Genomic DNA, 24440 nt, shown 5'->3' with positions numbered 1-24440 from the left:
GAAAACTTTATGTTGTCGACAATCATTTATCGCAGCCACATTACAGAGAATGTGCCGCTGAAAACCCTGAATGATCTGGCGTTAAAAGCGAATAAAATCAATAAATCATCCAATGTCACCGGAATTTTGCTGTTCAATGGCACGCACTTTTTCCAACTGCTCGAAGGTCCAGAGGCGGCGGTTAAGGCGGTCTACAGCCGGATTTGCCAGGACCCGCGCCATCATAATCTGGTCGAACTGCTGCGTGACTACGCCCCAGCGCGTCGTTTTGGTCACGTCGGAATGGAGCTGTTCGATCTGCGGCTGCATGATAAAGAGACGGTGCTGGAAGCGGTGCTGGCAAAATGCACCACGAAATATCAGCTGACCTACGCTGATCGTGCCCTGCAGTTCCTGCGAACTTTTGTCGAAGCGCGGGAAAAAGAGAACTATTTTGAAATTCCAGCCGCCAGCGGCTGGACGTTTATCCGTAACGAATCAGAACAGCGCGAAGGCGACGCGGCACTGTTGGCTGAGAATGCCGTCAGCTTTGCTTTTCAGCCTATCGTCGATCCTTTTGCCTGCGAAATTGTCTCGCTGGAGGCCCTGCTGCGTGGCCCACAGGGTGAATCCCCGCTGGCCTATTTTTCCCGATTGTCTCGGGAGCAGCTCTATCAGGTTGATCTGACCTCTAAAAAGGTCGCGTTTGCCCAGGCAAAGCAGTTGGGGATCGAGGGGATGACCTTGTCGATCAATCTGCTGCCGATGACTCTGGTGGAAATGCCCGACGCGGTGCCGTTTTTGCTGGCTGAGATTGCTGCCCAGGGGCTGGTACCGGAGCAGATTATGGTGGAATTCACCGAGAATGAAATCATCTCGCAACCTGAGGCATTTGAAGCCGCTATCAGGCAGCTGAAAGCCGCCGGCATCAGCCTGGCGCTGGATGATTTTGGTGCCGGCTTTGCCGGGCTTTCGCTGCTGACCCGCATTCAGCCCGACAAGATTAAGATTGATCGTGCCATCATTTCGGATGTGCATAAAAGCGGGCCCAAGCAGGCGATCATTCATGCCATTCTGAAATGCTGCTCCTCGCTGGAGATCGGCGTTATCGCCGAGGGCATTGAAAAGCCAGAAGAGTGGATGTGGCTTGAAGCGGCAGGCGTGACTCAGTTCCAGGGTTTCCTGTTCTCACAACCGCAACTTAATGGCCTTGCAGCCGTCGCCTGGCCCGAGCTGGTTTAATTCCACTGCGATTTGGATGAATTTTCAATCCCCTGCCTTGCTGGATTTCCCGGCGGCTGCTAAATAATTAACAGCGCCGGGGGATCATCTTTCTGTCATCTTCCCGCATCACAGTCAGACCTTACCCAGTCAGTGATTAAATGTTTAGCAGTCAGATGTTCAGTGTTTAGGCCAGCGCTACGCGCCATGCGTGCGACGTGACTCCAGGGACAGCATTTGAGGAACTGAATGAAGCAAATCATCCGCGGTGATAAAGAGCCCTCCCATATCCTGGCAGCGACCCGTGCGCTTGAAGCGCACTACTCACGCTACGGAGAAGGTAATAAGTACCATCCCATTATCTATTCTATCGCCTACCGCAGCCGGTTTTACCAGGTTGAGGTGATTACCCGACGCGAAACCATGGTTGCTACGGTCATTACCGGAGTCCGCAATCTGACGCACCTCTCCGGCGCCGCCTGACGGCCGCTTGTCATAGCGCGGGGGCAAAGTGCCCCCGCCATCCCCGCTTAACGGCGATAGAGAGAATTGGCCGGATAGATTGCGCCAATCACACTCTTTTCCCGTGCGCCCGTTACCGCAGGCAGATTGCCCGGCAGGCCGGAGAGTGTGCGAAACGCCAGCCACGCAAATGCCAGCGCTTCCATGTCATCGCCACTGATTCCCGCCGCATCAGTAGGGGTGACTTCCGTTCCAGGAAGATGCGCCGCCAGGCGCGCCATCAGCTGGGGATTACGACTCCCGCCGCCACACACCAGCAGACGGTCGCAGCCATCATTGAGTAACACCTGCTGCGTGATAGTGATGGCGCTCAGCTCAACCAGTGTGGCCTGCACATCCTGTGGGGCCAGCCCCGGGAAATAGCGCAGATGCTGTTCAAGCCAGCCAAGATTGAAGTGTTCGCGCCCGGTACTTTTCGGCGGCGGCAACGCAAACCATGGCTCACGCAACAGCGCCTCCAGCAGTGGCTGAATCACGGTTCCGCTGCGCGCCCACTGTGCATCTTTGTCATACGGCTGCCCCTGATTGCGCCAGATCCAGGCATCCAGCAGCATATTCCCCGGGCCGGTATCAAAGCCGCGCACTGGCTGACCCGGGATGAGCAGCGAGAGATTGGCAATGCCACCAATATTCAGCACCATGCGGCGTTCAGTGGCATCCATCAGCAGCGCCTGATGAAAGGCAGGCACCAGCGGCGCACCCTGCCCACCCAGCGCCATGTCACGGCGGCGGAAGTCACCCACCACCGTCACGCCGGTCGCCGCGACAATCTGATTATTGTCACCTATCTGCAGCGTATTAGGTGCGTCACTCTGGGGCTCATGCCAGACGGTCTGACCATGACAGCCAATCGCCGTGATGTCACTGGCCTCCAGCGCTTCACGCTTCATCAATGTCACCACGGCTTCAGCAAAGAGCTGGCCGAGGCGGGTATCAAGCTGGCCAAGCTGCGACAGCGTCAGAGTTTGCCCCTGACACACTCCCAGAATCGCCTGACGCAGCGCGGCTGGCATCGGATGGCAGTAGCTTGCCTGCTGTGCCACCATATTTTCATCAATGGCAGCCAGCACCACATCCACCCCATCCAGGCTGGTGCCTGACATCACACCGATATAGCGTCCTGATTTCATAGCTATTCCTTACTTCCGGCAGGAAGTGCAATTCGTCTGCGGCTAGCCTGACAAATAATGATCGCTAATTCTATGATTAAATTGTTTTTATCCAATCGTGCTCACTGATAACGTTATGGGACTATTTTTAGACCACGATTGAATTATTGTTAATCCTGCATAGTCTATGCTTCGTTCAACCGTGTTTTATTCGGACAGGGATTAATTTGCCAGGTTTGTGTCTTATACTGTGTGCAGGATACAGCGGTAAACGTGGCGCCTTCTCGACTAAAGGAGTTTCAAATGATTAAGCGTGTAATTGTGGTCGCTCTGACCGGTGCTATGCTCGCAGGTTGTAGCAATACCAGTACGCTGTCGGGTGATACCTACAGTGCCAGTGAAGCAAAGCAAATCCAGAGCGTTTCGTACGGTACCTTAGTCTCCGTTCGTCCTGTGAAGATCCAGGGCGGCGATGAGAGCAACGTCATCGGTGCCATTGGTGGTGCGGTGTTAGGTGGCTTCCTGGGTAATACCATTGGTGGCGGCACCGGACGTAGCCTGGCGACAGCCGGTGGTGCCGTTCTGGGTGGCGTTGCGGGTCAGGGCGTTCAGGGCGCAGTGAATAAAACGGATGGCGTAGAGCTGGAAATCCGTAAGGATGATGGCAACACCATCATGGTGGTTCAGAAGCAGGCCGCCTCGCGCTATTCTGTTGGCCAGCGTGTTGCAATGGCATCCAACGGCAGCCAGGTGACGGTTTCACCTCGCTGATGTTGTGAAACAAAAAACCGACGCCTGGGCGTCGGTTTTTTTATTTCTCTTTGTTCTGAAGTTCGAGAATATTTTTCTCAAGCCGGGCGATCAGCGTCACCATCTGACGGATCTCTTCCTGGCTGATGCCGGAAAGAATGTCATCCCGCGTCTCATCAATTACCGTCTCAACCTGTTCGATAATCGGCTCAGCCTGCTGCGTCAGCTTAATGCGCTTGGCACGACGATCGTTAGCGCAGGTCGAACGGGTTATAAGTCCTTTCTCTTCCAGCTGATCCAGCGTGCGCACCAGCGAAGGTTGTTCAATCCCAATTGCTTTGGCTAACTGAATCTGCGACTGTTCTGGCGGCAGTTGATGAATATTGTGCAACGTCACCCAGTGTGTCTGAGTCAGCTCAAGCGGTTTCAGCCGCTGATCAATCAACGCGCGCCAGATGCGCACCAGGCGAGATAAATCCGTTCCGAGGGGCGTATCCATTTCATCTCCTTATAATTAGCTTGCTAGCTATCAAGCCAGATTTTACACTATTCTGCGAGTTTACAGGACAAATTACAAATCCCGGGCCAGGCCACGATAACGCGGCAGCGCATCCCGTCTGCTGTTTGGGTTAACGAAGGATGTTATCACGTGCTCACTCCTGCTTTTTCAGGTGAGAACCCGCTGACCGATCTGGTGGTTGGCGCCTCACTCTTTTTCCCGCCGATGTTCAAGGCGGTGATCCTCGGTTTCTTTTTCTGGCTGCTGATTCACCCGCTGGTTCGCGGCTGGATCTACTCCGGTGATATCTGGCATCCCACCCTGTTTGATCTCTCGCTGTTTGTGCTGTGCGTCACCGCCGCTCTCTGGCTCATCGGTCATGGATAATCGATATGAAATTTAACGCGGTAAAATATTTTTCAACGCTCATTGTCTTTGCACTGGCGTTACTGGCCGGCGGCTGGCTGTGGAACTACTACATGCAGTCGCCCTGGACCCGTGACGGGAAAGTGCGGGCAGAGCTGGTGGATATCACGCCTCAGGTCTCGGGCCGGGTTACGGAACTGAAGGTCAAAGACAATCAATTTGTGCACAAGGGCGAGCTGCTGGTCACGCTGGACACGGTGCCGTGGCAGATTGCGCTCGACAACGCCGCCGCTCAGCTCAGCAAAGCGCAGGCGGACCTGGCGAAAGCGCAGCACGAGTTTAACCGGCGCAGCAGCCTGCCGCGCAACATCATCTCTGCCGAGGATCTCGATGCGGCACGCTTAAGCGCCGGAGCTGCGGCTGCCAGCACTAAAGCCGCGCAGGCGGAGTGGGAACGGGCGCGCTGGAATCTGCAACAGACAACGCTGACCGCACCGGCGGATGGCTGGATCACTAATCTCACGCTTCGGCCCGGCAGCTATGCCACTGCGGGTTCGCCTCTGTTTGCCCTGGTCGACAGCCACTCTTACTACGTCATGGGCTATTTCGAAGAGACCAAGCTGCGCCATATTCATCCAGGCGCAACGGCACAGGTGGTGCTCTACAGCAGTAGCATGCGGCTGCAGGGCAAGGTAGACAGCATTGGCCGCGCCATCTATGACCAGAGCATTGAGACTGACAGCGGCCTGGTGCCCGATATCAAGCCAAACGTGCCCTGGGTGCGGCTGGCGCAGCGGGTACCGGTACGCATTCGTCTCGATTCGCTTCCGGCCAATGCTGATCTGGTGGCCGGCACCAGCTGCACCATCACCATCCAGCCATGAATGTTCAGTGGCTGGCCTGGGATCAACTGCCCTGGATTAAAGCGAACAGAGGCCAGTGGCGCTATGCGTTACGTAACGCGATCGCCATGTGTCTGGCACTGAGCATCGCCTATGGACTGGATCTCGATGAACCCTACTGGGCGATGACCTCTGCCGCCGTGATCAGCTTTCCCACCGTTGGCGGCGCGATCAGCAAAAGTCTTGGCCGCATTGTCGGCAGCCTGCTGGGGGCCACCGCCGCACTGCTGATCGCCGGCCACACCCTGAACGAGCCCTGGCTGTTTACCTTTGCCATTGCCGGCTGGCTGGCGCTCTGCACCGGCATTTCGAACCACTACCAGAACAACGTCGCTTACGCGTTTTCACTGGCGGGTTACACCGCTGCCATCATCGCTTTCAGCAGCGTGAATATCACCGATATCACCACGCTGTGGACGATTGCGCAGGCACGCGTCTGCGAGGTGATCTCCGGCATTCTCTGCGCCGGATTGATGATGATGGTGCTGCCGAGTACCTCGGATGGCGAGGCGCTGATTACCTCACTGAAGCAGATGCATGCCCGTTTGCTGGAGCATGCGGTGTTACTGCTGCAGCCCTCGGCCAGTGATACCATTCGTGTCGCGCATGAAAACGTCATCAGCCAGATCCTGACCATGAATCTGCTGCGGATTCAGGCGTTCTGGAGCCACTACCGCTTTCGCCGACAGAACAACGTCCTGAACTATGTGCTGCATCAGCAGCTGCGACTCACCAGCGTGCTTTCGAGCCTGCGGCGCATGTTGCTGAACTGGCCCGATGCGCCAGAGCCGCTGTTTGAAGCCTTGCAGCGCCTGCTGGCTGAGCTGGCGAAACCGGCGTGTGATAAATATCGTCTTGCGCAAATCCTGCGCAGCGTGACGCCTGGCGCAGACGGCGACTACCGGCAGCGCGCGTTTTGTCAGCGGCTGCGCTACTTCTGCTGGATGTACCTCAACGTACTGCGCTGGATTCGTCTGCTGGATCGTGCCGATGCCGATACCCGCTTTCAACCCCCGCCGGTTCCGGCGCTGGCGCGCGACAGTGACAGTGCCGAAGCGGGCTGGAGCGCCCTGCGCACCTTCTGCGTGATCGTGCTGGGCTGCGCCTTCTGGATCAATACACAATGGTCTTCCGGCGCTTCCGCGCTCACCCTGACCGCTATTGCCTGCGTGCTTTACGCCTCCGTGCCCTCACCCGGCGGCAGCGTCACGTTGCTGCTGAAAACCCTGCTGTGGCTGTTTGCGTTCAGTTTTGTGATGAAGTTTGGCCTGATGGTGCAGATCAGTCAGCTGTGGCCGTTTTTACTGTTTCTCTTTCCGCTGCTGGTGACGTTACAACTCTTCAAGCTGCAGCAGAAACAGCGCGCCGGGATGTGGGGACAGTTCATCGTCTTTATGGGCTCGTTTATCGCAGTGACAAACCCACCGACCTGGGATTATCAGGACTTTTTCAACGATAACATTGCCAAAGTCTGCGGGGTGCTGCTCGCCTGGCTGGCGTTCCAGATTCTGCGGCCCAGCTCTGATGCGCGGCGCAGCCGACGCCATATCCGCGCGCTGCGGCTGGCATTTCTCGATCAGCTGCGGCAGCGGCCCCGACTCAGTGAGAGTCGCTTCGAATCGCAGATTTACCACCGCATCAGCCAGCTCAGCCATAGCCGGGATGAGCAGGCGCGCACCTGGCTACTTCGCTGGGGCGTAGTGCTACTCAACTGCTCACATATTGTCTGGCAACTGCGTGAATGGCGCGCCGGTTCGGCGGCCCTGACAGGGTTTCGTGATAGCAGTCTGCACAATCTGCAGCAGATCATCAGCAGCCGTGGCGTGCGCCACACCTCGCTGGATCAGATGCTAAGGGAACTGGAGGAGAGTATCACCGCATTACTGGCGCTGGAAAACAACGAAGCCAGCGAACTGGCTGGCATAATCTGGCGTCTGCGCTGTTCGCTCGCACAACTGAAACAGGCGGTGCCGGCGTGATTACTGGCAATATTGCTGTTGCTGCCGGTTAAAATCTTCCTGCAACTGCTGCAGCGTTTTATGACCTTCAAAGCGGGTTTTATCCATCTCGGTCATCGGTTCAATGACCAGCGCTTTCTCGTCGGGTGAAAAGATGAACCGGCGTGTCAGTTCAGTGCCGGTAAAACTTTGACCGTGGATGCCACCACACACCATCGTCATGGTGCGACGATAGATGGTGGTATCCGTGAAATTGGTTTCGGTTGCGCTACGAAAAACCTGATCACAACCCTGTGCCTCCAGCTTACGCACCCTGCTGCGACTCAGCCATTCACGACCCTGAGCAATCTTTTCACAGGTGGCACGCATCGGGCTGGTATCAATGGTGCGCTGAAGTTCCCGACCGGTTTCGGTCACCAGCTGCGTATCATTGGGTTTATCGCATCCCACCAGCAGCAGACATAGCAGTAATGCGCCCTTGAATTTCATTATCCTGCTCCTTTCCCCATCACGCTTTCTTACCTGAATCAACATCATAGGGGGGAAATGTCAGGGATGGTACAACATTTCATAAACAGTCAGGAGAAAATCGGGCGGCCATTATCTGCCGCCCTGACACTCAGATTACACCGCAGGCATAACGCGCCCCGCCGCCGCCCAGCGGTTTAGGATGATCGGCGTGGTTATCCCCGCCAGCATGCACCATCAGCGCTTTTCCTTTGATCTCGTTTAAGGATTTCAGACGAGGTGCCAGCACCGGATAGGTTGCATTGCCTTTGTCATCGACATAAATCGCAGGCAAATCCCCGAGATGTCCCTCAGCGTAAGGCCCCAGATGTTTGCCACTGTTGGCAGGATCAAGGTGACCGCCCGCAGCACCGGCGGCGACCACTTTGCCTTCAGACTCGCCCGGCTCACAGCTGCCTTTAGCATGGACATGGAAACCATGAATGCCTGGCTGAAGGCCTTTCAGATCGGGCGTGAACTGCAGACCATACTGTGTCTCGTCAATTTTTACCGTACCAACCGATTTTCCGATGCCTTCAGCGGTAACCTGATGGACCGTAACCTGCTCGCTGGCAGCCTGTGCTGCACCGCAGGCGATCAGGGCGAATAGCGCAACAGCTTTCATTTTCATGATGACTCCTTTTTCATCCCAGGGATTGAGGTAAGTCTGGTCGCTGTTGCGCTATTTTGCTGAAGATTGACGCACTTTTACGCTTCAGGGCACATCAAAACCCAGCGCCGCCTTACGAATGCGGAACCACTGCTGACGTGTCAGCATGACATTCAGTGCACCAGCGGCTTCGCTGACCCGGGATGTTTTACCTGAACCGATAATGGGCAGTGGGCGCGACGGCAGCATCAGTATCCAGGCATAAACGACCTGATCCAGGCTGGTGGCGCCGGTTTCCTGCCGCACAGCTTCCAGTTCGTTACGCAGTGGCTGATAGTGCGGATCGTTAAACAGGCGGCCTCCTCCCAGACAGGACCAGGCCATCGGACGAATGCGCAGTTGCTGGCATTGATCCAGCGATCCATCCAGCAGCACGCTTTGCTGAACCGGTGAAATCTCCAGCTGATTGGTGACCAGCGAGAACGGCAAGCGGGATTGCAGCAGGGAGAACTGAGAGGGTGTGAAGTTTGAGACGCCAAAATGCAGAACCTTGCCGCTCTGATGCAATGCCATAAAGGCTTCAGCCACGTCGTCAGCCGCCATCAGCGGATCGGGGCGATGGATCAGGAGCAAATCAAGGCGATCGGTGTGGAGATGGCGCAGCGAGTTTTCAGCGCTCTGCAGGATATGGTTTTTATCGGTGATGTAGTGGCCAATCTGATGCTCAGGCCGGGCGCGGGTAGCAATACCGCATTTGGTCACAATCTGCAGCTGGTCGCGCAGTCCGGGTGCCAGTTTCAGCGCCTCGCCAAATGCCGCTTCACACTGGTAGTCACCGTAGATGTCGGCATGGTCAACGGTGGTAATGCCAAGCCGCAGATGGTGCTCAATAAACGCGACGCGCTCCTGAGGTGACATGCCCCACTCCATCAGGCGCCAGTACCCCATAACCAGCGGTGAAAATTCTGGCCCCTGTGAAGCGATGGCTTGCGGTTCTAACATGACGTTCTCCCTGTTGCGCGTGGGCTGTAATTAATGTGTCAGAGAGTATAACGGAAAGCGCAAAGTCGTCAGAATAACTCTGGCTGTTGTGGCTCGGGTGGCTCGTCGCCTTTCTGTTGACGCTGCAGACGCTGTCGACGCTGCTGACAAAGGCGTATCACCTCACGCTTTTGCGCATCACTAAAGCGCAGCCAGTTGAACCGCTCATCGCGGCTGCGTAAACATCCCAGGCAGTAACCGCGTGCATCCGTCTGGCAGATGCCGCGACAGGGGCTGGGAACCGGAAAAAACTCAAGCTGCTCGGCCACCACGACTCCAGATTCATTAAATAAAAAGCAAAATCAGTCCACTCAAAAGCGTAGCCTGGTTGCGCAGGAAGAAAATCCTGACCGGTCAGAATTATCCTTTTCTTTCTCTCTGGGGTGAACACTCTGTGCCAAATGCAACAGACTGAGTTGCGTTAGACCGACTGGTCTACTAATCTCAGAGCCATGAATAAGACGCTGCAACGTAATGAAACCCGTGAACACCTGCTCCAGACAGGGGAGACACTCTGTCTTCAGCGCGGCTTTGCCGGAATGGGCCTCAGTGAGCTGCTGACGCAGGCGGCGGTGCCGAAAGGCTCCTTCTACTACTATTTCCGCTCTAAAGAAGCGTTTGGCGTGGCGTTACTGGAACGTTACTTTGCGCGTTTCCTGCAGGATGTCGAGCTGCAGCTCAACCAGACCAGCGGCACCCCGCGTGAGCGTCTGCTGAACCACTTTCGTGCGGCCGTTGAGCTGTTTGTGCAGCAGGGTCACATTATGGGTTGTCTGGGCGTTAAGATCTCCGCTGAGGTATGCGATCTTTCTGAGCCAATGCGTGACGCACTGCAGCAGGGCGCAGCGAAAATCACGGCCCTCTACGCCCGGACGCTGATCGCTGCAGAACAGCAGGAGTCGATGAACCTGCCACAGCCTCCCGCGCAGATGGCGGAATTACTGTCGTTGCTGTGGCTTGGCGCCAGCCTGCAGAGCAAAATTTCCCGCGAGGCGCAGCCACTGCGCCTGGCATTGAGTACCATCGAACAGTGGCTTAAGAGCCACTGATTTTTAAAAAACGCATTTGTAGACGACTGGTCTACTAATCAGGAGCTATTATGGCGAGTACCCAGCTGTTTAATCCGCTGAAAGTCGGCGCAATTACCGTCCCAAACCGCGTATTCATGGCACCGCTGACCCGTCTGCGCAGCATCGAGCCTGGCGACATCCCTACCCCGATGATGGCGGAATATTACCGTCAGCGCGCCAGCGCCGGTCTGATCATCACTGAAGCAACCCAGATCTCTTTCCAGGCGAAAGGCTATGCTGGTGCACCAGGCTTACATACGCAGCCACAGATTGCAGCGTGGAAAGCGATTAACGAAGGCGTGCATCAGGCTGGCGGCCACACCGCCGTGCAGCTTTGGCATACCGGTCGTATCTCTCATAACAGCGTGCAGCCGGAAGGTAAAGCACCGGTGGCTCCCTCGGCGATTGCTGCAGGCACCCGTACTTCACTGCGTGCGGAAGATGGCAGCGTTTATCGCGAAGATACCTCAACACCGCGTGAACTGACCGTGCCGGAGATCAAGCAGATCGTGGCCGATTTCGGTCAGGCTGCGGCCAACGCACGTGAAGCGGACTTTGATCTGCTTGAGCTGCACTCGGCGCACGGTTATCTGATTCACCAGTTCCTGGCACCAGACTCCAACCAGCGTACCGATGAATACGGTGGCAGCATTGAAAAACGCGGTCGCTTTGCGCTTGAAGTAGTTGATGCGGTCATTGCTAACTGGTCTGCCGATCGCATTGGTATTCGCGTATCACCTATCGGTAGCTTCCAGAATCTGGATAACGGTCCGGACGAAGAAGAAGCGGCGTTGTGGTACATCGGCGAGCTGGCAAAACGCAATATCGCCTATCTGCACCTCTCTGAGCCAGACTGGGCCGGTGGTCAGCCTTACACCGACGCTTTCCGCCAGAAAGTGCGTGATCTCTTCCCGGGTGCCATCATCGGTGCGGGTGCCTACACCGTTGAGAAAGCCGATGACCTGATTGGTCGTGGTCTGATCGATGCCGTTGCCTTTGGTCGCGATTACATAGCTAACCCGGACCTGGTTGAGCGTCTGCAGCAGGATGCGCCGCTCAATCCACAGCGCCCGGAAAGCTTCTACGGCGGCGGCGCTGAAGGGTATATCGACTACCCGACGCTGTAATCGTTTTGGGCTGCCGTCCGGGACGATGACGGCAGCCATTATTCAATGGCGATTTTCATCGCTATACTTATCGCTTGGGTCATCCGGCGATGGCGTTTTATTTAAAAGAGGATGTTATGCGTTTACTTCATACCATGCTGCGCGTTGGCGATCTGCAACGTTCAATCGATTTCTACACTCGTGTGCTCGGCATGCGCGTGCTGCGTCAGAGCGAAAACACCGAATATAAATATACCCTGGCCTTTGTGGGCTACACCGACGAGAGCGAAGGTGCGGTAATCGAACTGACCTATAACTGGGGCGTCGATAAGTATGACCTCGGTAATGCGTATGGTCACATTGCACTGGGCGTGGATGACGCGGCAGCTGCCTGCGAACGCATCCGTAAAGATGGCGGCAACGTGACGCGTGAGGCTGGCCCGGTCAAAGGCGGCTCTACCATTATTGCCTTTGTTGAAGATCCCGATGGTTACAAAATCGAGCTGATCGAAAACAAAGATGCCGGCAACGGCCTGGGCAACTAAACCTGCCCCTCAGCCTGCCCGTTCGGGTGGGCTGAATCCCCTTCTCTGCGCTTCATCTGCTGCACCCGGCCCCGTTTTTTGCCATAATACGCGCTGCCCTTTTTCTGCAACGAGATCCTGATGTCTGAATCGAATTCCCCTAATGCACTCAATCAACGTTTCCGTGGCTTCTATCCGGTGGTGATCGACGTTGAAACCGCAGGTTTCAACGCGCAAACCGATGCGTTACTGGAGATTGCTGCCATCACGCTGAAAATGGATGAAGAGGGCTGGATTCAGATTGACCAGACGCTGCATTTCAACGTCGAACCGTTTGTCGGTTCGCTGCTGCATCCTGAAGCGCTGGCGTTTACCGGTATCGATCCCAGCAATCCGCTGCGCGGAGCAGTCAGTGAATATGAAGCGCTGCATGCCATTTTCAAAATGGTGCGCAAGGGGATTAAGGACAGTGGCTGCAATCGCGCCATTATGGTGGCGCACAATGCCACTTTTGACCTGAACTTTATGTCAGCAGCGGCAGAGCGTGCCAGCCTGAAGCGCAATCCGTTTCACCCCTTTGCCACCTTTGACACCGCGGCACTCAGCGGACTGGTGCTGGGTCAGACGGTTCTGGCGAAAGCCTGTATTGCGGCGGGAATGGAGTTTGACAGTACCCAGGCGCATTCGGCGCTTTATGACACGCAGCAGACAGCAACACTGTTCTGCGAGCTGGTGAACCGCTGGAAACGCTTAGGCGGCTGGCCACTGCCTTTCGCGGAAGGCGATGCAGAAGCCAGTGCATCCGCATAAGGGATGCTGCAATGGAAAAGGCCGACGTGATGTCGGCCTTTTTTTATTCTGCTTCTTTAAATTTTTCTGCAGTCTCTTTGATCAGCGTCTGCAGTTCACCACGCTGTAACATCTCAACGATGATGTCGCAGCCACCGACCAGCTCGCCATCAACCCACAACTGCGGGAAGGTTGGCCAGTTAGCGAATTTCGGCATCTCGGCACGAATGTCCGGGTTCTGCAGAATATCCACGTAAGCAAAACGCTCACCACAGGCTGACAGCGCCTGTACCGCCTGTGCAGAGAAACCGCAGCTAGGCAGTTTCGGGGAACCTTTCATGTACAGCAGGATCGGATTTTCTGCGATCTGGCGCTGAATTTTTTCTACAGTACTCATAATTGCCTTCCTTAAATCGTGACTTCGTGTTTGTTTATTGTAGCGACTTCGCAGCGTGACTGAAAACGAGATTTTGTCCGCTACCGATTATACCGCCATCATTGTTAAGTCCTGCAGCGGGATGCACGACCCTCTGATTATTAACAGCGGGTAACAGTTTAATAATTCGTAATAATTTCGCTGATATAAGACGCTGAAAATGTTCATTTTCAGCGCGATTACGTGGGTTGCACAGATTAATATTAAAAGGCATTACAGTTTTTAAACGAACTGGACTAGAATGGCCTGGGCCCTGATCCTGGATCAGATTAATCTCAACTTTGTCGCGGTGCGTAGTGGCCCTGACAACTTAACTAATCAACGGACTATGCGTTTAATCATTACGCTTTTCATGCTGGCCATTGCGCAACTGTTTTTCAACGTCGCTGCTGCTTCACCGCACACGCCGGTGAACGTCAGTACGCATAAAGCAGAAAAAAAGAGTGCGCGCGACGATGAACGCCGCAAACGTCGCCAGGTAAAAACGGTGACGAAAAAGACTCGCCTCAGCCCTGTTCAAAAACTTAAAACGAAAAAACAGAAAAAAGTTGAACTCACTGCCAAACAGACGCCTGCTAAGAAGACCTCGCTTAAAACCGCCCGTATAAGCAAAAGCCAGCAAAAGAACAAAGAGAAGAAACGCTATGGCCATCAGCGCCTGCTAAAAACCGCTGAGGTCACCACCAGCGAGCCGGGCACGATTAAAATGAGCAAATCCCACCGTCAGCGTTATCAGAAGGCTCGCGAAACCGCGATGACCAAACTGATGGGCCAGCTGGGTAAACCCTACCAGTGGGGCGGCACTTCGCCGCATACCGGCTTCGATTGCAGCGGCCTGGTCTGGTACGCCTATAAAGATCTGGTGAAGTTTAAGATTCCGCGTACCGCTAATGAGATGTATCACCTGCGTGACGCCGCACCCATCAAGCGTGAGTCGCTGGAGAAAGGCGATCTGGTCTTCTTCCGTATTAATGGTCGCGGTACAGCGGATCACGTTGGCGTGTACCTGGGAGATGGCAAGTTTATCCAGTCACCGCGTACCGGAAAAGACATTCAGATTAGCGCATTAGGGGAAGATTACTGGCAGCGTCATTACATTGGTGCCCGCCGTGTGATGACGCCGAAAACCATACGCTAACCAGAAAACAGTCGTAAAAAGCCGGGAGATTCCCGGCTTTTTTTTAGTGCAGAATGGCGGTAAAACTAAAGGCTACAATCATCAGCAGACAGCCCGCAGTCGTCATTAAAGCCAGTTTAAGATCGGTACTCATTGTTTGCTCCTTAGTCACACAATTTGTGGGGATATCGCATTTTCCCACAGGGCCCGGTAAAAATCTCGTTTTATCCGTTCAGCCTTGTTAGAATCCCGCCTTTGTTGCGCAACGCGCGCAATCCTGATTCCGTTTGCGCCGGTTTTCAGGCGTTTTATTTTCGCCAGCGGCCTGTAAACCGGCCAAAAACGCGGCATTTTTGCGGAAAAAACCCTGAGCAGACGCAAACGTTTAACACTACGCTTATCATAGAGTTAGATAAGCACTGGAGTCCGATTTTCATGGCAACAATTAAAGATGTGGCGAAACGCGCTGGCGTCTCAACGACGACGGTTTCGCACGTCATCAATAAAACCCGCTTTGTCGCAGAAGAGACGCGCAACGCGGTCTGGCAGGCGATAAAAGAACTGCACTATTCGCCAAGCGCCGTGGCGCGCAGCCTGAAAGTGAATCACACCAGAACGCTGGGCCTGCTGGCGACCTCCAGCGAAGCCCCCTATTTCGCAGAGATTATTGAAGCGATTGAGAATCACTGTTTTGACAAAGGCTATACGCTGATTCTGGGGAATTCGCATAACGATCTGCAAAAACAGCGCGCCTATCTCAGCATGATGGCGCAGAAGCGTGTCGATGGTCTGCTGGTGATGTGCTCAGAATATCCAGACGACCTGCTGCAGATGCTGGAAGAGAACCGTAACATCCCGATGGTGGTAATGGACTGGGGCGAATCGCGCGCCGACTTCACCGACACGGTTCTGGATAACGCGTTCCAGGGCGGCTATCTGGCAGGACGCTATCTGATTGAACGCGGTCACCGCGACATTGGTGCTATCCCCGGTCAGATGGAGCGTAATACCGGTGGCGGACGTCATGCCGGTTTCCTGAAGGCGCTGGAAGAAGCCAGCATTCAGCCGCGCGCCGAGTGGATTGTCCAGGGTGACTTTGAGCCGGAGTCGGGCTATCAGGCGATGCAGCAGATCCTGTCACAGAAACAGCGCCCGACGGCGGTGTTCTGCGGTGGTGATATCATGGCAATGGGTGCAATTTGCGCCGCCGACGAAATGGGTTTGCGCGTACCGCAGGATATTTCGGTGATCGGTTATGATAATGTGCGCAACGCCCGCTATTTCGCACCGGCCCTGACCACCGTGCATCAGCCTAAAGCTCAGTTAGGTGAAAAAGCGCTGGATATGCTGCTGGACCGCATCACCAGTAAGCGTGAAGTGTCACAGACGATTGAAGTACACCCTACGCTGATTGAGCGCCGCTCGGTGGCCGACGGTCCATTCCGCGACTATCGCCGTTAATCCTCGCTTAACCACTCCTGATTAAGCGTTTGCGCATCACCCAGGTAGCTGAGCAACCAGCCAGTCGCCGGTGATGCACGATCCTCAGCCCAGCTGACACAGCAGGGACTGTCCGGAAACGCCACCGGCAGAGTCAGTTCAACCAGATCGCCGCTGTCGAGCAGTGGCCTGGCAAGATGACCGGGCACCATCGCCACACACAATCCCGCCTGCACGCACTCCAGCCCGGTTTGCCATTCCGGCACCACCAGCCTGCGCTGGTTATCCAGCGTCCATGTCATTCGGCGCGGCAGTGCGCGTGAAGTATCTTCCAGCACCAGTGACGGCCAGCTACGCAGCGTGTCGTCATCGATCTGGCTCGCCTGCGTCAGGGGATGATCGGGCGCGACCACGCAGCGCCAGTTGAGTGTGCCCATATCGCGAAACGCAAAACGTCCGCCCACCGGAATCGCCTGGGTGGCCCCAATGGCCACTTCTACCCGGCCATCGGCCAGCGCATCCCAGACGCCGTTAAAAACTTCATAACTGATGATCAGCTCCATGTCGGGGAAATGGCGATAGAAATCTTTAACCAGTTGCCGGGTGCGCTGAGGTTTAGCGATACGGTCAACCGCGATGCTGAGCTGACCGCGCCAGCCGTTGGCCAGCTGCTGACACTGTCGTCGTGTGGCTAGCATTTTTTTGATGACGCTGCGCCCTTCACGGACAAAATGCTCGCCTGCCGGAGTCAGTACCACTTCACGGTGCTGACGCTCAAACAGCGGCACCGCCAGCCAGCTCTCCAGCTGCCGCACCGTGTAACTGATGGCAGAGGGCACCCGATGTAACTCCTGCGCAGCAGCGCTAAAGCTGCCGCCACGGGCGACTGCGTCAACCACTTCTAATGCATATTCTGACCACATAATCTGCCTTCAAAATTTTTAACAGCAAGCGGCAAATATTACCGTTTCACAGCAGCAAACGCACCTTTTACACTCTGCCGCGTTTATCCTGCAAAAATGAGAATGAGATGTTGTCGAATAAAGGATTTATGCCTTACCTTGCCCTGCTGAGCATGCTCGGCTTTTTAGCCACCGATATGTACCTGCCCGCCTTCGGCGCGATGCAGCAAACGTTTAACACCTCACCCGGCCTGATCAGCGCCAGTATGAGTCTCTTTCTGGGAGGCTTCGCTGTGGGTCAGCTCTTCTGGGGACCCCTCTCCGATCGCATCGGCCGTAAACCTGTGCTGCTGACCGGGCTGGCCATGTTTGGGGTCGGTTGTGCAGGCATGCTGTGGGTCAATGATATCTATCTGATGCTGGCGCTGCGTTTTGTTCAGGCGATTGGCGTCTGTGCTGCTGCTGTTAGCTGGCAGGCACTGGTCGTGGATCGCTACCCTGCCGCACGTGCAAACAAAGTCTTTGCCACCATTATGCCGCTGGTTGCACTCTCTCCGGCACTGGCCCCGTTGCTGGGCGCCTGGCTGATTGGTCATTTCCACTGGCGTTCAATCTTCCTGGTGCTGACCCTGATTGCGGTAGCGCTGATTCTGACCACGTTGCGTCTGCCCACTGTTCGCAAAGTCGCAGGTGAAAAAAAGGCACAGCCAGGTTTCTTTACCCTGCTCAAATCGCGGGTTTATAGCGGCAACGTGCTGATCTACTCAGCCTGTTCTGCCAGCTTCTTTGCCTGGCTGACGGGTTCGCCGTTTATTCTGGCAGATTTAGGTCTCTCGCCTGCCGACATCGGCCTGAGTTATGTGCCACAGACCCTCGCCTTTTTGATAGGTGGCTTCGGCTGTCGCGCCCTGCTCAACCGCTTTAACGGTTCACAGTTGCTGCCCTGGTTACTGGGTATCTACAGCCTGAGCATTCTGGCGCTGTTTGCTGTTGCGCTTGCCGGCAACAGCACGCTGGTTAGCCTGATGGTTCCATTCTGCGGCATGGCGCTGGCGAACGGCGCGATCTATCCGATTGTGGTCTCCAGTGCATTAATGCCCTTCCCGAATGCTACCGGCAAAGCGGCCGCATTGCAGAACACACTGCAGTTAGGTCTGTGCTTCGCCGCAAGCCTGGCAGTATCAGCCGGATTAACTCAGGCGCTGTTTACCACCACACTCACGATGACGGCGACCATTGTGCTCGCGCTGTTCGGCTTCGCCATGCAGCGTGCCGCCAGCGCACAAAGTGTTGTTGCCTCAGCGCAACCTGCCTGCCAGGATAATCACTGACACACTGACTTCTTAGTTAGCATCCTAACAATAAGTCATTGAATATTGACCCGCGTGAGAATATACTCATTCGGGTCAACAAATCTGTAATAAATCAACAATATAATAACGTAATAATCTGATTGGCACCCTGTTGCCGGGACGGTATTCGCGCGCGTTATTCTCATCTTGCCCGTCCAGCTGCAGGCTATTCCAGTCCTCTGTATCACACAATAACCGGTGTGCGGAGTCATCCGTAACGTTTCTCAATGCCTGACGAAATTGGCTACTCTTTGTTCAGGTTCAGATTGGACAGGTGGTGGAAAAGCTATGAGTTCATCTTATGCTGAAGTAGTGAGCCCGGAAGAGAACCATTGGTATCGCATCGTTCATGAACTGCTGGAATCAGCGGATGTCGAAATCAATGGTTCACGTCCATGGGATATTCATGTTACGCATCCAGGTTTTTTTAAACGTGTTCTGCAGGAGGGTTCACTTGGGCTCGGTGAGAGCTATATGGATGGATGGTGGGAGTGTGACCGGCTGGATATGTTCTTTCACCACGTACTTAAACATAAACTCGATCAGCAATTGCCTCACCACTTTAAAGATACGTTGCGCATTGCCGCCGCTCGCTTAACGAATCTGCAATCAAAAAAACGGGCCTGGATTGTCGGTAAAGAACATTACGATCTCGGCAACGATCTTTTTTCACTGATGCTTGATCCTTATATGCAATATTCCTGTGGCTACTGGAAAGAGGCCACGACGCTGGCGACAGCACAGGAAGCCAAGCTGGATATGATCTGCCGGAAATTAGCGCTGGAACCCGGGATGTCGCTGCTGGATATTGGCTGTGGCTGGGGCGGACTCGCGGAATTTGCTGCACGTCATTACGGCGTCAAAGTGCATGGCGTGACGATTTCCGCCGAACAGCAAAAACTGGCGCAGCAGCGCTGTAACGGATTAGACGTCACAATTCTGTTGCAGGATTATCGCGATCTGAATGAGCAGTTTGATCGTATTGTTTCAGTGGGAATGTTCGAACATGTCGGGCCAAAAAATTACGCCACCTATTTTGATGTGGTCGATCGTAATTTAAAACCTGACGGTATTTTCCTGCTTCACACTATTGGTGCAATTAAGACCGATATGAGCGTCGATCCCTGGATCGATAAATATATCTTCCCCAATGGTTGTCTGCCGTCAGTGCGTCATGTAGCGGATGCCAGCGAGCCCCACTTTATTCTGGAAGACTGGCATAACTTTGGTGCTGATTACGACAAAACATTGATGGCCTGGCATGAACGCTTTGTGCAGGCCTGGCCAGAACTGGCTGATAAATATGGTGAACGCTTTAAGCGGATGTTCTCTTATTATCTCAATGCCTGTGCCGGTGCCTTCCGGGCGCGTGATATTCAGCTGTGGCAGATTGTGTTCAGTCGCGGTGTTGAGGGCGGATTACGGGTGGCGCGGTAGGGTCATGTTAAGAAGATGCTGCCGCGCTAAAGGCTTTAAAAAGGGGCCTGTTCAGTTTTGAGCGTGTAACAGCACAGGAACACAGAAAGATTTGAAAGAGACAAACCCGTTATCCGTGGCGGGGGACGCTTTCCTCTTCTGACTGTGTTCCCTGTGCTTCAGGCTATTATATCGCTGCCAGATTCACCCGGATGGGCTCCCCAGCAATCTTTGACGCTTATTAGCTCTCGGCGTCAGTCTGGCCGGTCAGCATGCTCATCGCTGCCGCGGCATCGCGCTGTGCTAATACCCGCTCAACGGTCTCTACGATTGCCTGCGTGTGTGGATCGATCTCAATATTAACCCGATCGCCAAACGTCTTCGCGCCCAGCGTGGTGCGCTCCAGCGTTTCCGGGATCAGATAGACGCAGAATTTGGTCTTCGTCACATCGCCGACTGTCAGGCTGATACCGTCGATGCCGACAAAACCTTTATGCAGAATATATTTCATCTGCGTCGGGTCCTGGATTTTAAACCAGATTTCGCGGTTATGTTCTGACTGGATAATCTTGCAGATCTCAGCGGTGGTCATAATATGACCTGACATCAGATGACCGCCTATTTCATCGCTGAATCGGGCTGCACGCTCAATATTGACCACATCACCCTGACGTAAATCACCCAGGTTAGTTACCCGCAAGGTCTCTTTAATTAAATCAAAACTGACGCAGTCGCCGTCAATTGCCGTCACGGTTAAACAGCAACCGTTGTGCGCGACAGATGCGCCCAGCGCCAGACCCGGTAAAAGCGCTTCCGGCAGTCGGACAGTGTGGGTACGAAACAGTTCTTTCTCTTCAATGGACACGATTTCTGCGGTGCCCTGCACAATACCGGTAAACATAGTCTTTGCCTCTGCGAAGTTTGCGCTAGTTTATCACAGCTCAGGTCAGGTGTTAGATTTCAGCCGACGCCCTCTTTTTAATGACGGCGTAAAACGCATTGTGTGACAAAGATTGGCGAATGCTATTGCGCCAGTTACACTAGCCCGCGCAATTTCCTGGGCTTTTCTGCCCTTTTAATTCTTTCAACAAGTCAGGTGTTAACGTGCAGAAGTATTTAACAGAAGCGCGTCAATTGCTGGCCCTTGCGATTCCAGTCATCCTTGCTCAGGTGGCGCAAACCGCAATGGGATTTGTGGATACCATTATGGCCGGTGCAGTCAGCGCCACGGATATGGCCGCCGTTGCTGTCGGCACCTCTGTCTGGCTTCCGGCCATCCTGTTTGGTCATGGTCTTCTGCTTGCATTGACGCCCACCGTTGCGCAACTCAACGGTTCAGGTCGCCGCGAACGCATCGGCGAACAGATTCGCCAGGGATACTGGCTCGCTTTCTTCGTCTCGCTGCTGATTATGGTGCTGTTATGGCATGCAGGCTATCTCATCCGGGCGATGCATGACATCGATCCTGCGCTGGCGCTGAAAGCAGAAGGCTATCTGCATGCCCTGCTGTTTGGCGCGCCTGGCTATCTCTTCTTTCAGGTGCTGCGCAATCAGTGCGAGGGGCTGTCGAAAACCAAACCCGGCATGGTGCTGGGCTTTCTGGGCTTGATGTTCAACATCCCGCTCAACTATGTCTTTATTTATGGGCACTTCGGCATGCCTGCCCTGGGTGGTGTCGGCTGTGGTGTAGCGACCGCCTCTGTTTACTGGGTGATGTTTATCTGTATGCGCTTCTGGGTGCGCCGGATGGGCAGCATGCGTGATATCCGGCTTGAGAGCCGCTGGTCGCCTCCTTCGCGTCCGATTCTGAGCCGCCTGATGACGCTGGGATTGCCGGTGGCATTGGCACTCTTTTTTGAGGTCACCTTGTTTGCCGTTGTTGCTCTGCTGGTCTCGCCACTGGGTATCGTCAATGTGGCGGGTCACCAGATTGCGCTGAACTTCAGTTCACTGATGTTTGTGTTGCCGCTGTCGCTGGGTGTCGCGACCACCATTCGCGTCGGTTATCGTCTGGGTCAGGGATCCACCGAGCAGGCACGGGTCGCGGCCTGGACCGCCCAGGGTGTGGGCATCAGCATGGCCGCGCTGACCGCGATTTTTACCGTCACGTTTCGTCATCAGATCGCCCTGCTCTATAACGATAATCCCGAGGTGGTGACACTGGCGGCACAGCTGATGCTGCTGGCGGCCATTTATCAGTTTTCGGACTCGATACAGGTGATTGGCAGCGGGATCCTGCGCGGCTATAAAGATACGCGGTCGATTTTCTTTATTACCTTTATTGCTTACTGGCTGCTGGGACTGCCCGCGGGCTACCTGCTGGCACTGACCGACTGGATTGTGCCGCGGATGGGTCCGGCGGGTTTCTGGTGCGGTTTTATTATCGGTCTGACCTCAGCGGCTTTGATGATGCTCTGGCGTATCAGGCGGTTACAGCAGTTACCGGCGGACATCATCCTGACACGTGCAGCGCGATAGCTTTAAACGCGGGTCATTCGTGGCCCGCAATGTCGAAAAAAACGACGGTTAGCACAGTTGCTGCTCAGTCATGGCGAAAAAACTATTTTCCCCTTGCCAGGCTTACACACTGCCGTTAATATTCGTCCCCGCTGTCGCCCTGACAGCATGTTGCGCTCTTAGCTCAGTTGGTTAGAGCACCACCTTGACATGGTGGGGGTCGATGGTTCGAGTCCATTAGAGCGCACCAAGTGCGTCCGTAGCTCAGTTGGTTAGAGCACCACCTTGACATGGTGGGGGTCGGTGGTTCGAGTCCACTCGGACGCACCAATATTTAGTATGCGCTCTTAGCTCAGTTGGTTAGAGCACCACCTTGACATGGTGGGGGTCGATGGTTCGAGTCCATTAGAGCGCACCACTTTCAGAATTCCTTCAGTTTGCGCAACGCCTCCTTTTATTGATCTGCATCGTTTCTCCCCTCTGCTTTTTGATTGGTTTTCGCATACTTAGCGTCTATACTGTCCCGCGTTGCTTACTTGAAAGGTTTCAGCGATCACGTGCTTACTGCGATAACTCAAATGATTTGCGCAACAACAGCGTGGTGGTTACCAACCGTAACCGCACAACTTCCCTGCACGCCTGGCCTTCGTCACCTATTCTTACTCAGTACTGCCCTTTTCAGTCTCAATCAGAAATTTCACTTCGATGCGCTGCCATCGAATTCCGCCCTTATTCATCCATCACAACTTACAGAAAATCCGTCATGAAAAAGACTAAAATCGTTTGTACAATCGGCCCGAAAACCGAATCCGAAGAGATGCTGACTCAGCTCCTCGAAGCTGGCATGAATGTCATGCGTCTTAACTTCTCTCACGGCGACTATGCCGAACATGGTCAGCGCATCACCAATATGCGTGCCGTTATGCAAAAAACCGGTCGTCAGGCCGCGATCCTGCTGGATACCAAAGGCCCTGAAATCCGCACCATGAAGCTGGAAGGCGGTAACGATGCAGCGTTGAAAGCCGGCCAGACATTTACCTTTACGACTGATCAGAGCGTGATCGGTAACAGCGAACGCGTTGCAGTTACCTATCCAGGCTTCACGGCTGACCTGAAAATCGGCAACACAGTGCTGGTCGATGATGGCCTGATCGGCATGGAAGTGACAGAAGTCACTGAAAATACCGTGGTGTGTAAAGTCCTGAACAATGGCGATCTGGGTGAGAACAAAGGCGTTAACCTGCCAGGTGTTTCTATCCAGCTGCCCGCTCTGGCTGAAAAAGATAAGCGCGATCTGATTTTTGGTTGTGAGCAGGGCGTTGACTTTGTCGCTGCCTCTTTCATCCGTAAACGTTCAGACGTGCTGGAAATTCGTGAGCACCTGAAACAGAACGGTGGCGAACACATCCAGATCATCTCCAAAATTGAAAACCAGGAAGGCCTGAATAACTTCGACGAAATCCTCGAAGCGTCAGACGGCATCATGGTTGCACGTGGCGACCTGGGCGTTGAGATCCCGGTTGAAGAAGTGATCTTCGCGCAGAAGATGATGATCAAAAAATGTAATAAAGCACGCAAAGTGGTTATCACAGCCACCCAGATGCTTGATTCCATGATCAAGAACCCGCGCCCTACCCGCGCAGAAGCCGGTGACGTCGCCAACGCCATCCTTGATGGGACTGATGCTGTCATGCTGTCAGGTGAGAGCGCCAAAGGCCGTTATCCGCTGGAGTCAGTCACCATTATGGCGACCATCTGCGAACGTACCGACCGTGTGATGAAGTCACGCATCGACAGCCAGAGTGATAACCGCAAAATGCGTATCACAGAAGCCGTCTGCCGTGGTGCTGTTGAGACCGCTGAGAAGCTGGAAGCGCCTCTGATTGTGGTGGCTACCGAAGGCGGTAAGTCGGCGAAATCTGTACGTAAATATTTCCCGAACGCAACTATCCTGGCGCTGACTACCAATCCGACCACTGCACGTCAGCTGATCCTGAGTAAAGGCATTGAGACGCGTCTGGTGACTGAGATCGCATCAACCGACGATTTCTATCGTCTGGGTAAAGAAGCGGCGCTGGAAAGTGGCTTTGGCCAGAAAGGTGATGTCGTGGTTCTGGTGTCTGGTGCATTAGTACCAAGCGGAACTACCAACACCGCTTCCGTTCACGTCCTGTAAAACTTTCTTAAGCCATTATTTTGAAGCGCCTGAGTCAGGCGCTTTTTTTATTTCTACCTAAACCAAATACCAGAAAATTCCAATCGAAAATAACTATTCAAATACTCTTAATATTAAGGTTAATCCGATTAAATCTCTCTGTTTTCCCTTAATTTTTTTATCATATTCTGTGATCCGCTGCTTCTTTGAGC

26 protein-coding genes and 3 tRNA genes are annotated in these 24440 nt (G+C 54.3%); 19 read left to right on the top strand and 10 right to left on the bottom strand.

Annotated features, from left to right (window positions below; translation table 11 throughout):
* Positions 1 to 9 precede the first annotated feature (9 nt).
* Positions 10 to 1221 carry a diguanylate phosphodiesterase gene (locus H7K52_RS04525; protein ID WP_003850263.1) on the top strand — a complete coding sequence of 404 codons (1212 nt, stop codon included), beginning with the start codon at positions 10 to 12 and terminating at the stop codon, positions 1219 to 1221.
* Between the two features lie 228 nt (positions 1222 to 1449).
* Positions 1450 to 1683 (top strand): DUF4060 family protein, encoded by a 234-nt coding sequence (locus tag H7K52_RS04520; RefSeq protein WP_003850264.1) that lies wholly within the window; start codon positions 1450 to 1452, stop codon positions 1681 to 1683.
* Between the two features lie 47 nt (positions 1684 to 1730).
* Here the strand turns inward: H7K52_RS04520 and anmK are convergent, their stop codons facing one another.
* On the bottom strand, positions 1731 to 2852 hold the full coding sequence (gene anmK / locus H7K52_RS04515) for an anhydro-N-acetylmuramic acid kinase (RefSeq protein WP_003850265.1): 1122 nt from the start codon (positions 2850 to 2852) through the stop codon (positions 1731 to 1733).
* 282 nt (positions 2853 to 3134) lie between these two features.
* On the opposite strand from anmK, the gene slyB reads away from it, so the two are divergent.
* Entirely contained in the window at positions 3135 to 3602 is a 468-nt protein-coding gene (gene slyB / locus H7K52_RS04510) for an outer membrane lipoprotein SlyB (RefSeq protein WP_003850267.1), read from the top strand.
* A 40-nt stretch (positions 3603 to 3642) separates the two neighbouring features.
* Here slyB and slyA read toward each other — a convergent pair whose 3' ends face one another.
* Entirely contained in the window at positions 3643 to 4080 is a 438-nt protein-coding gene (gene slyA / locus H7K52_RS04505) for a transcriptional regulator SlyA (protein ID WP_003850268.1), read from the bottom strand.
* A gap of 150 nt (positions 4081 to 4230) precedes the next feature.
* Here slyA and H7K52_RS04500 point away from each other — a divergent pair, with 150 nt between their 5' ends.
* From H7K52_RS04500 to H7K52_RS04490, 3 genes are read left to right on the top strand one after another with little or no spacing between them, the layout of a single operon-like run.
* Positions 4231 to 4467, top strand: a complete 237-nt coding sequence (locus H7K52_RS04500) for a DUF1656 domain-containing protein (RefSeq protein WP_003850269.1) — start codon at positions 4231 to 4233, stop codon at positions 4465 to 4467.
* A gap of 5 nt (positions 4468 to 4472) precedes the next feature.
* Complete coding sequence (locus H7K52_RS04495) at positions 4473 to 5330, top strand: efflux RND transporter periplasmic adaptor subunit (protein WP_003850270.1); 858 nt, start codon at positions 4473 to 4475, stop codon at positions 5328 to 5330.
* Positions 5327 to 7327: an FUSC family protein gene (locus H7K52_RS04490; protein ID WP_039660341.1), complete on the top strand. Its 2001-nt coding sequence runs from the start codon at positions 5327 to 5329 to the stop codon at positions 7325 to 7327. The genes H7K52_RS04495 and H7K52_RS04490 overlap by 4 nt, the downstream gene beginning before the upstream one ends.
* Here the strand turns inward: H7K52_RS04490 and H7K52_RS04485 are convergent, their stop codons facing one another.
* The 4 genes from H7K52_RS04485 to H7K52_RS04470 all read right to left on the bottom strand — a co-directional run bounded on the left by H7K52_RS04485 (position 7328) and on the right by H7K52_RS04470 (position 9733).
* Positions 7328 to 7795 carry a hypothetical protein gene (locus tag H7K52_RS04485; protein ID WP_003850272.1) on the bottom strand — a complete coding sequence of 156 codons (468 nt, stop codon included), beginning with the start codon at positions 7793 to 7795 and terminating at the stop codon, positions 7328 to 7330.
* A 130-nt stretch (positions 7796 to 7925) separates the two neighbouring features.
* The gene (gene sodC, locus H7K52_RS04480) at positions 7926 to 8444 is read right to left on the bottom strand and encodes a superoxide dismutase family protein (RefSeq protein ID WP_003850273.1); all 519 of its coding nucleotides are present in this window, start codon (positions 8442 to 8444) and stop codon (positions 7926 to 7928) included.
* Between the two features lie 84 nt (positions 8445 to 8528).
* A complete protein-coding gene (locus tag H7K52_RS04475; RefSeq protein ID WP_003850274.1) occupies positions 8529 to 9425 on the bottom strand; it encodes an aldo/keto reductase in 897 nt (298 codons plus the stop codon).
* Positions 9426 to 9493: 68 nt separating this feature from the next.
* Positions 9494 to 9733 (bottom strand): DUF1289 domain-containing protein, encoded by a 240-nt coding sequence (locus tag H7K52_RS04470; protein WP_003850275.1) that lies wholly within the window; start codon positions 9731 to 9733, stop codon positions 9494 to 9496.
* Between the two features lie 183 nt (positions 9734 to 9916).
* Here H7K52_RS04470 and H7K52_RS04465 point away from each other — a divergent pair, with 183 nt between their 5' ends.
* From H7K52_RS04465 to rnt, 4 genes are all read left to right on the top strand, one after another.
* The gene (locus H7K52_RS04465; protein ID WP_008926201.1) at positions 9917 to 10513 is read left to right on the top strand and encodes a TetR/AcrR family transcriptional regulator; all 597 of its coding nucleotides are present in this window, start codon (positions 9917 to 9919) and stop codon (positions 10511 to 10513) included.
* 50 nt (positions 10514 to 10563) lie between these two features.
* Complete coding sequence (nemA, locus tag H7K52_RS04460; RefSeq protein WP_003850277.1) at positions 10564 to 11661, top strand: alkene reductase; 1098 nt, start codon at positions 10564 to 10566, stop codon at positions 11659 to 11661.
* 116 nt (positions 11662 to 11777) lie between these two features.
* Positions 11778 to 12185 carry a lactoylglutathione lyase gene (gloA, locus tag H7K52_RS04455; RefSeq protein WP_008926200.1) on the top strand — a complete coding sequence of 136 codons (408 nt, stop codon included), beginning with the start codon at positions 11778 to 11780 and terminating at the stop codon, positions 12183 to 12185.
* 120 nt (positions 12186 to 12305) lie between these two features.
* Positions 12306 to 12974: a ribonuclease T gene (gene rnt, locus H7K52_RS04450; RefSeq protein ID WP_003850282.1), complete on the top strand. Its 669-nt coding sequence runs from the start codon at positions 12306 to 12308 to the stop codon at positions 12972 to 12974.
* 43 nt (positions 12975 to 13017) lie between these two features.
* Here rnt and H7K52_RS04445 read toward each other — a convergent pair whose 3' ends face one another.
* A complete protein-coding gene (locus tag H7K52_RS04445) occupies positions 13018 to 13353 on the bottom strand; it encodes a Grx4 family monothiol glutaredoxin (protein ID WP_170933470.1) in 336 nt (111 codons plus the stop codon).
* A gap of 364 nt (positions 13354 to 13717) precedes the next feature.
* On the opposite strand from H7K52_RS04445, the gene H7K52_RS04440 reads away from it, so the two are divergent.
* Positions 13718 to 14527 (top strand): C40 family peptidase, encoded by an 810-nt coding sequence (locus tag H7K52_RS04440; protein ID WP_078804509.1) that lies wholly within the window; start codon positions 13718 to 13720, stop codon positions 14525 to 14527.
* Between the two features lie 43 nt (positions 14528 to 14570).
* On the opposite strand, the gene cydH is transcribed toward H7K52_RS04440, so the two are convergent.
* The gene (cydH, locus tag H7K52_RS04435; RefSeq protein ID WP_010245592.1) at positions 14571 to 14660 is read right to left on the bottom strand and encodes a cytochrome bd-I oxidase subunit CydH; all 90 of its coding nucleotides are present in this window, start codon (positions 14658 to 14660) and stop codon (positions 14571 to 14573) included.
* A gap of 281 nt (positions 14661 to 14941) precedes the next feature.
* Between cydH and purR the strand changes: the two genes are divergently transcribed.
* Positions 14942 to 15967: an HTH-type transcriptional repressor PurR gene (gene purR, locus H7K52_RS04430; RefSeq protein ID WP_003850290.1), complete on the top strand. Its 1026-nt coding sequence runs from the start codon at positions 14942 to 14944 to the stop codon at positions 15965 to 15967.
* Here purR and punR read toward each other — a convergent pair.
* Positions 15964 to 16869: a DNA-binding transcriptional activator PunR gene (gene punR, locus H7K52_RS04425; RefSeq protein WP_003850292.1), complete on the bottom strand. Its 906-nt coding sequence runs from the start codon at positions 16867 to 16869 to the stop codon at positions 15964 to 15966. The two genes, purR and punR, sit on opposite strands and share 4 nt — an antisense overlap.
* Positions 16870 to 16976: 107 nt before the next feature.
* Between punR and punC the strand changes: the two genes are divergently transcribed.
* Both punC and cfa read left to right on the top strand, forming a co-directional pair.
* On the top strand, positions 16977 to 18179 hold the full coding sequence (gene punC / locus H7K52_RS04420; protein WP_039660344.1) for a purine nucleoside transporter PunC: 1203 nt from the start codon (positions 16977 to 16979) through the stop codon (positions 18177 to 18179).
* A gap of 309 nt (positions 18180 to 18488) precedes the next feature.
* On the top strand, positions 18489 to 19637 hold the full coding sequence (gene cfa, locus H7K52_RS04415) for a cyclopropane fatty acyl phospholipid synthase (RefSeq protein ID WP_003850297.1): 1149 nt from the start codon (positions 18489 to 18491) through the stop codon (positions 19635 to 19637).
* 220 nt (positions 19638 to 19857) lie between these two features.
* Here cfa and H7K52_RS04410 read toward each other — a convergent pair whose 3' ends face one another.
* Positions 19858 to 20517 (bottom strand): riboflavin synthase subunit alpha, encoded by a 660-nt coding sequence (locus H7K52_RS04410; protein WP_105099225.1) that lies wholly within the window; start codon positions 20515 to 20517, stop codon positions 19858 to 19860.
* A gap of 203 nt (positions 20518 to 20720) precedes the next feature.
* Here H7K52_RS04410 and H7K52_RS04405 point away from each other — a divergent pair, with 203 nt between their 5' ends.
* The 5 genes from H7K52_RS04405 to pykF all read left to right on the top strand — a co-directional run bounded on the left by H7K52_RS04405 (position 20721) and on the right by pykF (position 24249).
* Positions 20721 to 22094 (top strand): MATE family efflux transporter, encoded by a 1374-nt coding sequence (locus tag H7K52_RS04405; protein ID WP_003850300.1) that lies wholly within the window; start codon positions 20721 to 20723, stop codon positions 22092 to 22094.
* A 152-nt stretch (positions 22095 to 22246) separates the two neighbouring features.
* A tRNA-Val gene (locus H7K52_RS04400) sits at positions 22247 to 22323 on the top strand.
* A 3-nt stretch (positions 22324 to 22326) separates the two neighbouring features.
* Positions 22327 to 22403: transfer RNA gene (locus H7K52_RS04395), tRNA-Val, on the top strand.
* 11 nt (positions 22404 to 22414) lie between these two features.
* Positions 22415 to 22491, top strand: a tRNA-Val gene (locus H7K52_RS04390).
* A gap of 345 nt (positions 22492 to 22836) precedes the next feature.
* A complete protein-coding gene (gene pykF / locus H7K52_RS04385; RefSeq protein WP_003853214.1) occupies positions 22837 to 24249 on the top strand; it encodes a pyruvate kinase PykF in 1413 nt (470 codons plus the stop codon).
* Positions 24250 to 24440 lie beyond the last annotated feature (191 nt).

Origin of the sequence: Pantoea hericii, from assembly GCF_014155795.1 — a bacterium.
GTDB lineage: Bacteria > Pseudomonadota > Gammaproteobacteria > Enterobacterales > Enterobacteriaceae > Pantoea > Pantoea eucalypti.
The sequence above is the reverse complement of the archived record's forward strand: the minus strand, read 5'-3'. Positions and strand labels throughout refer to the sequence as shown.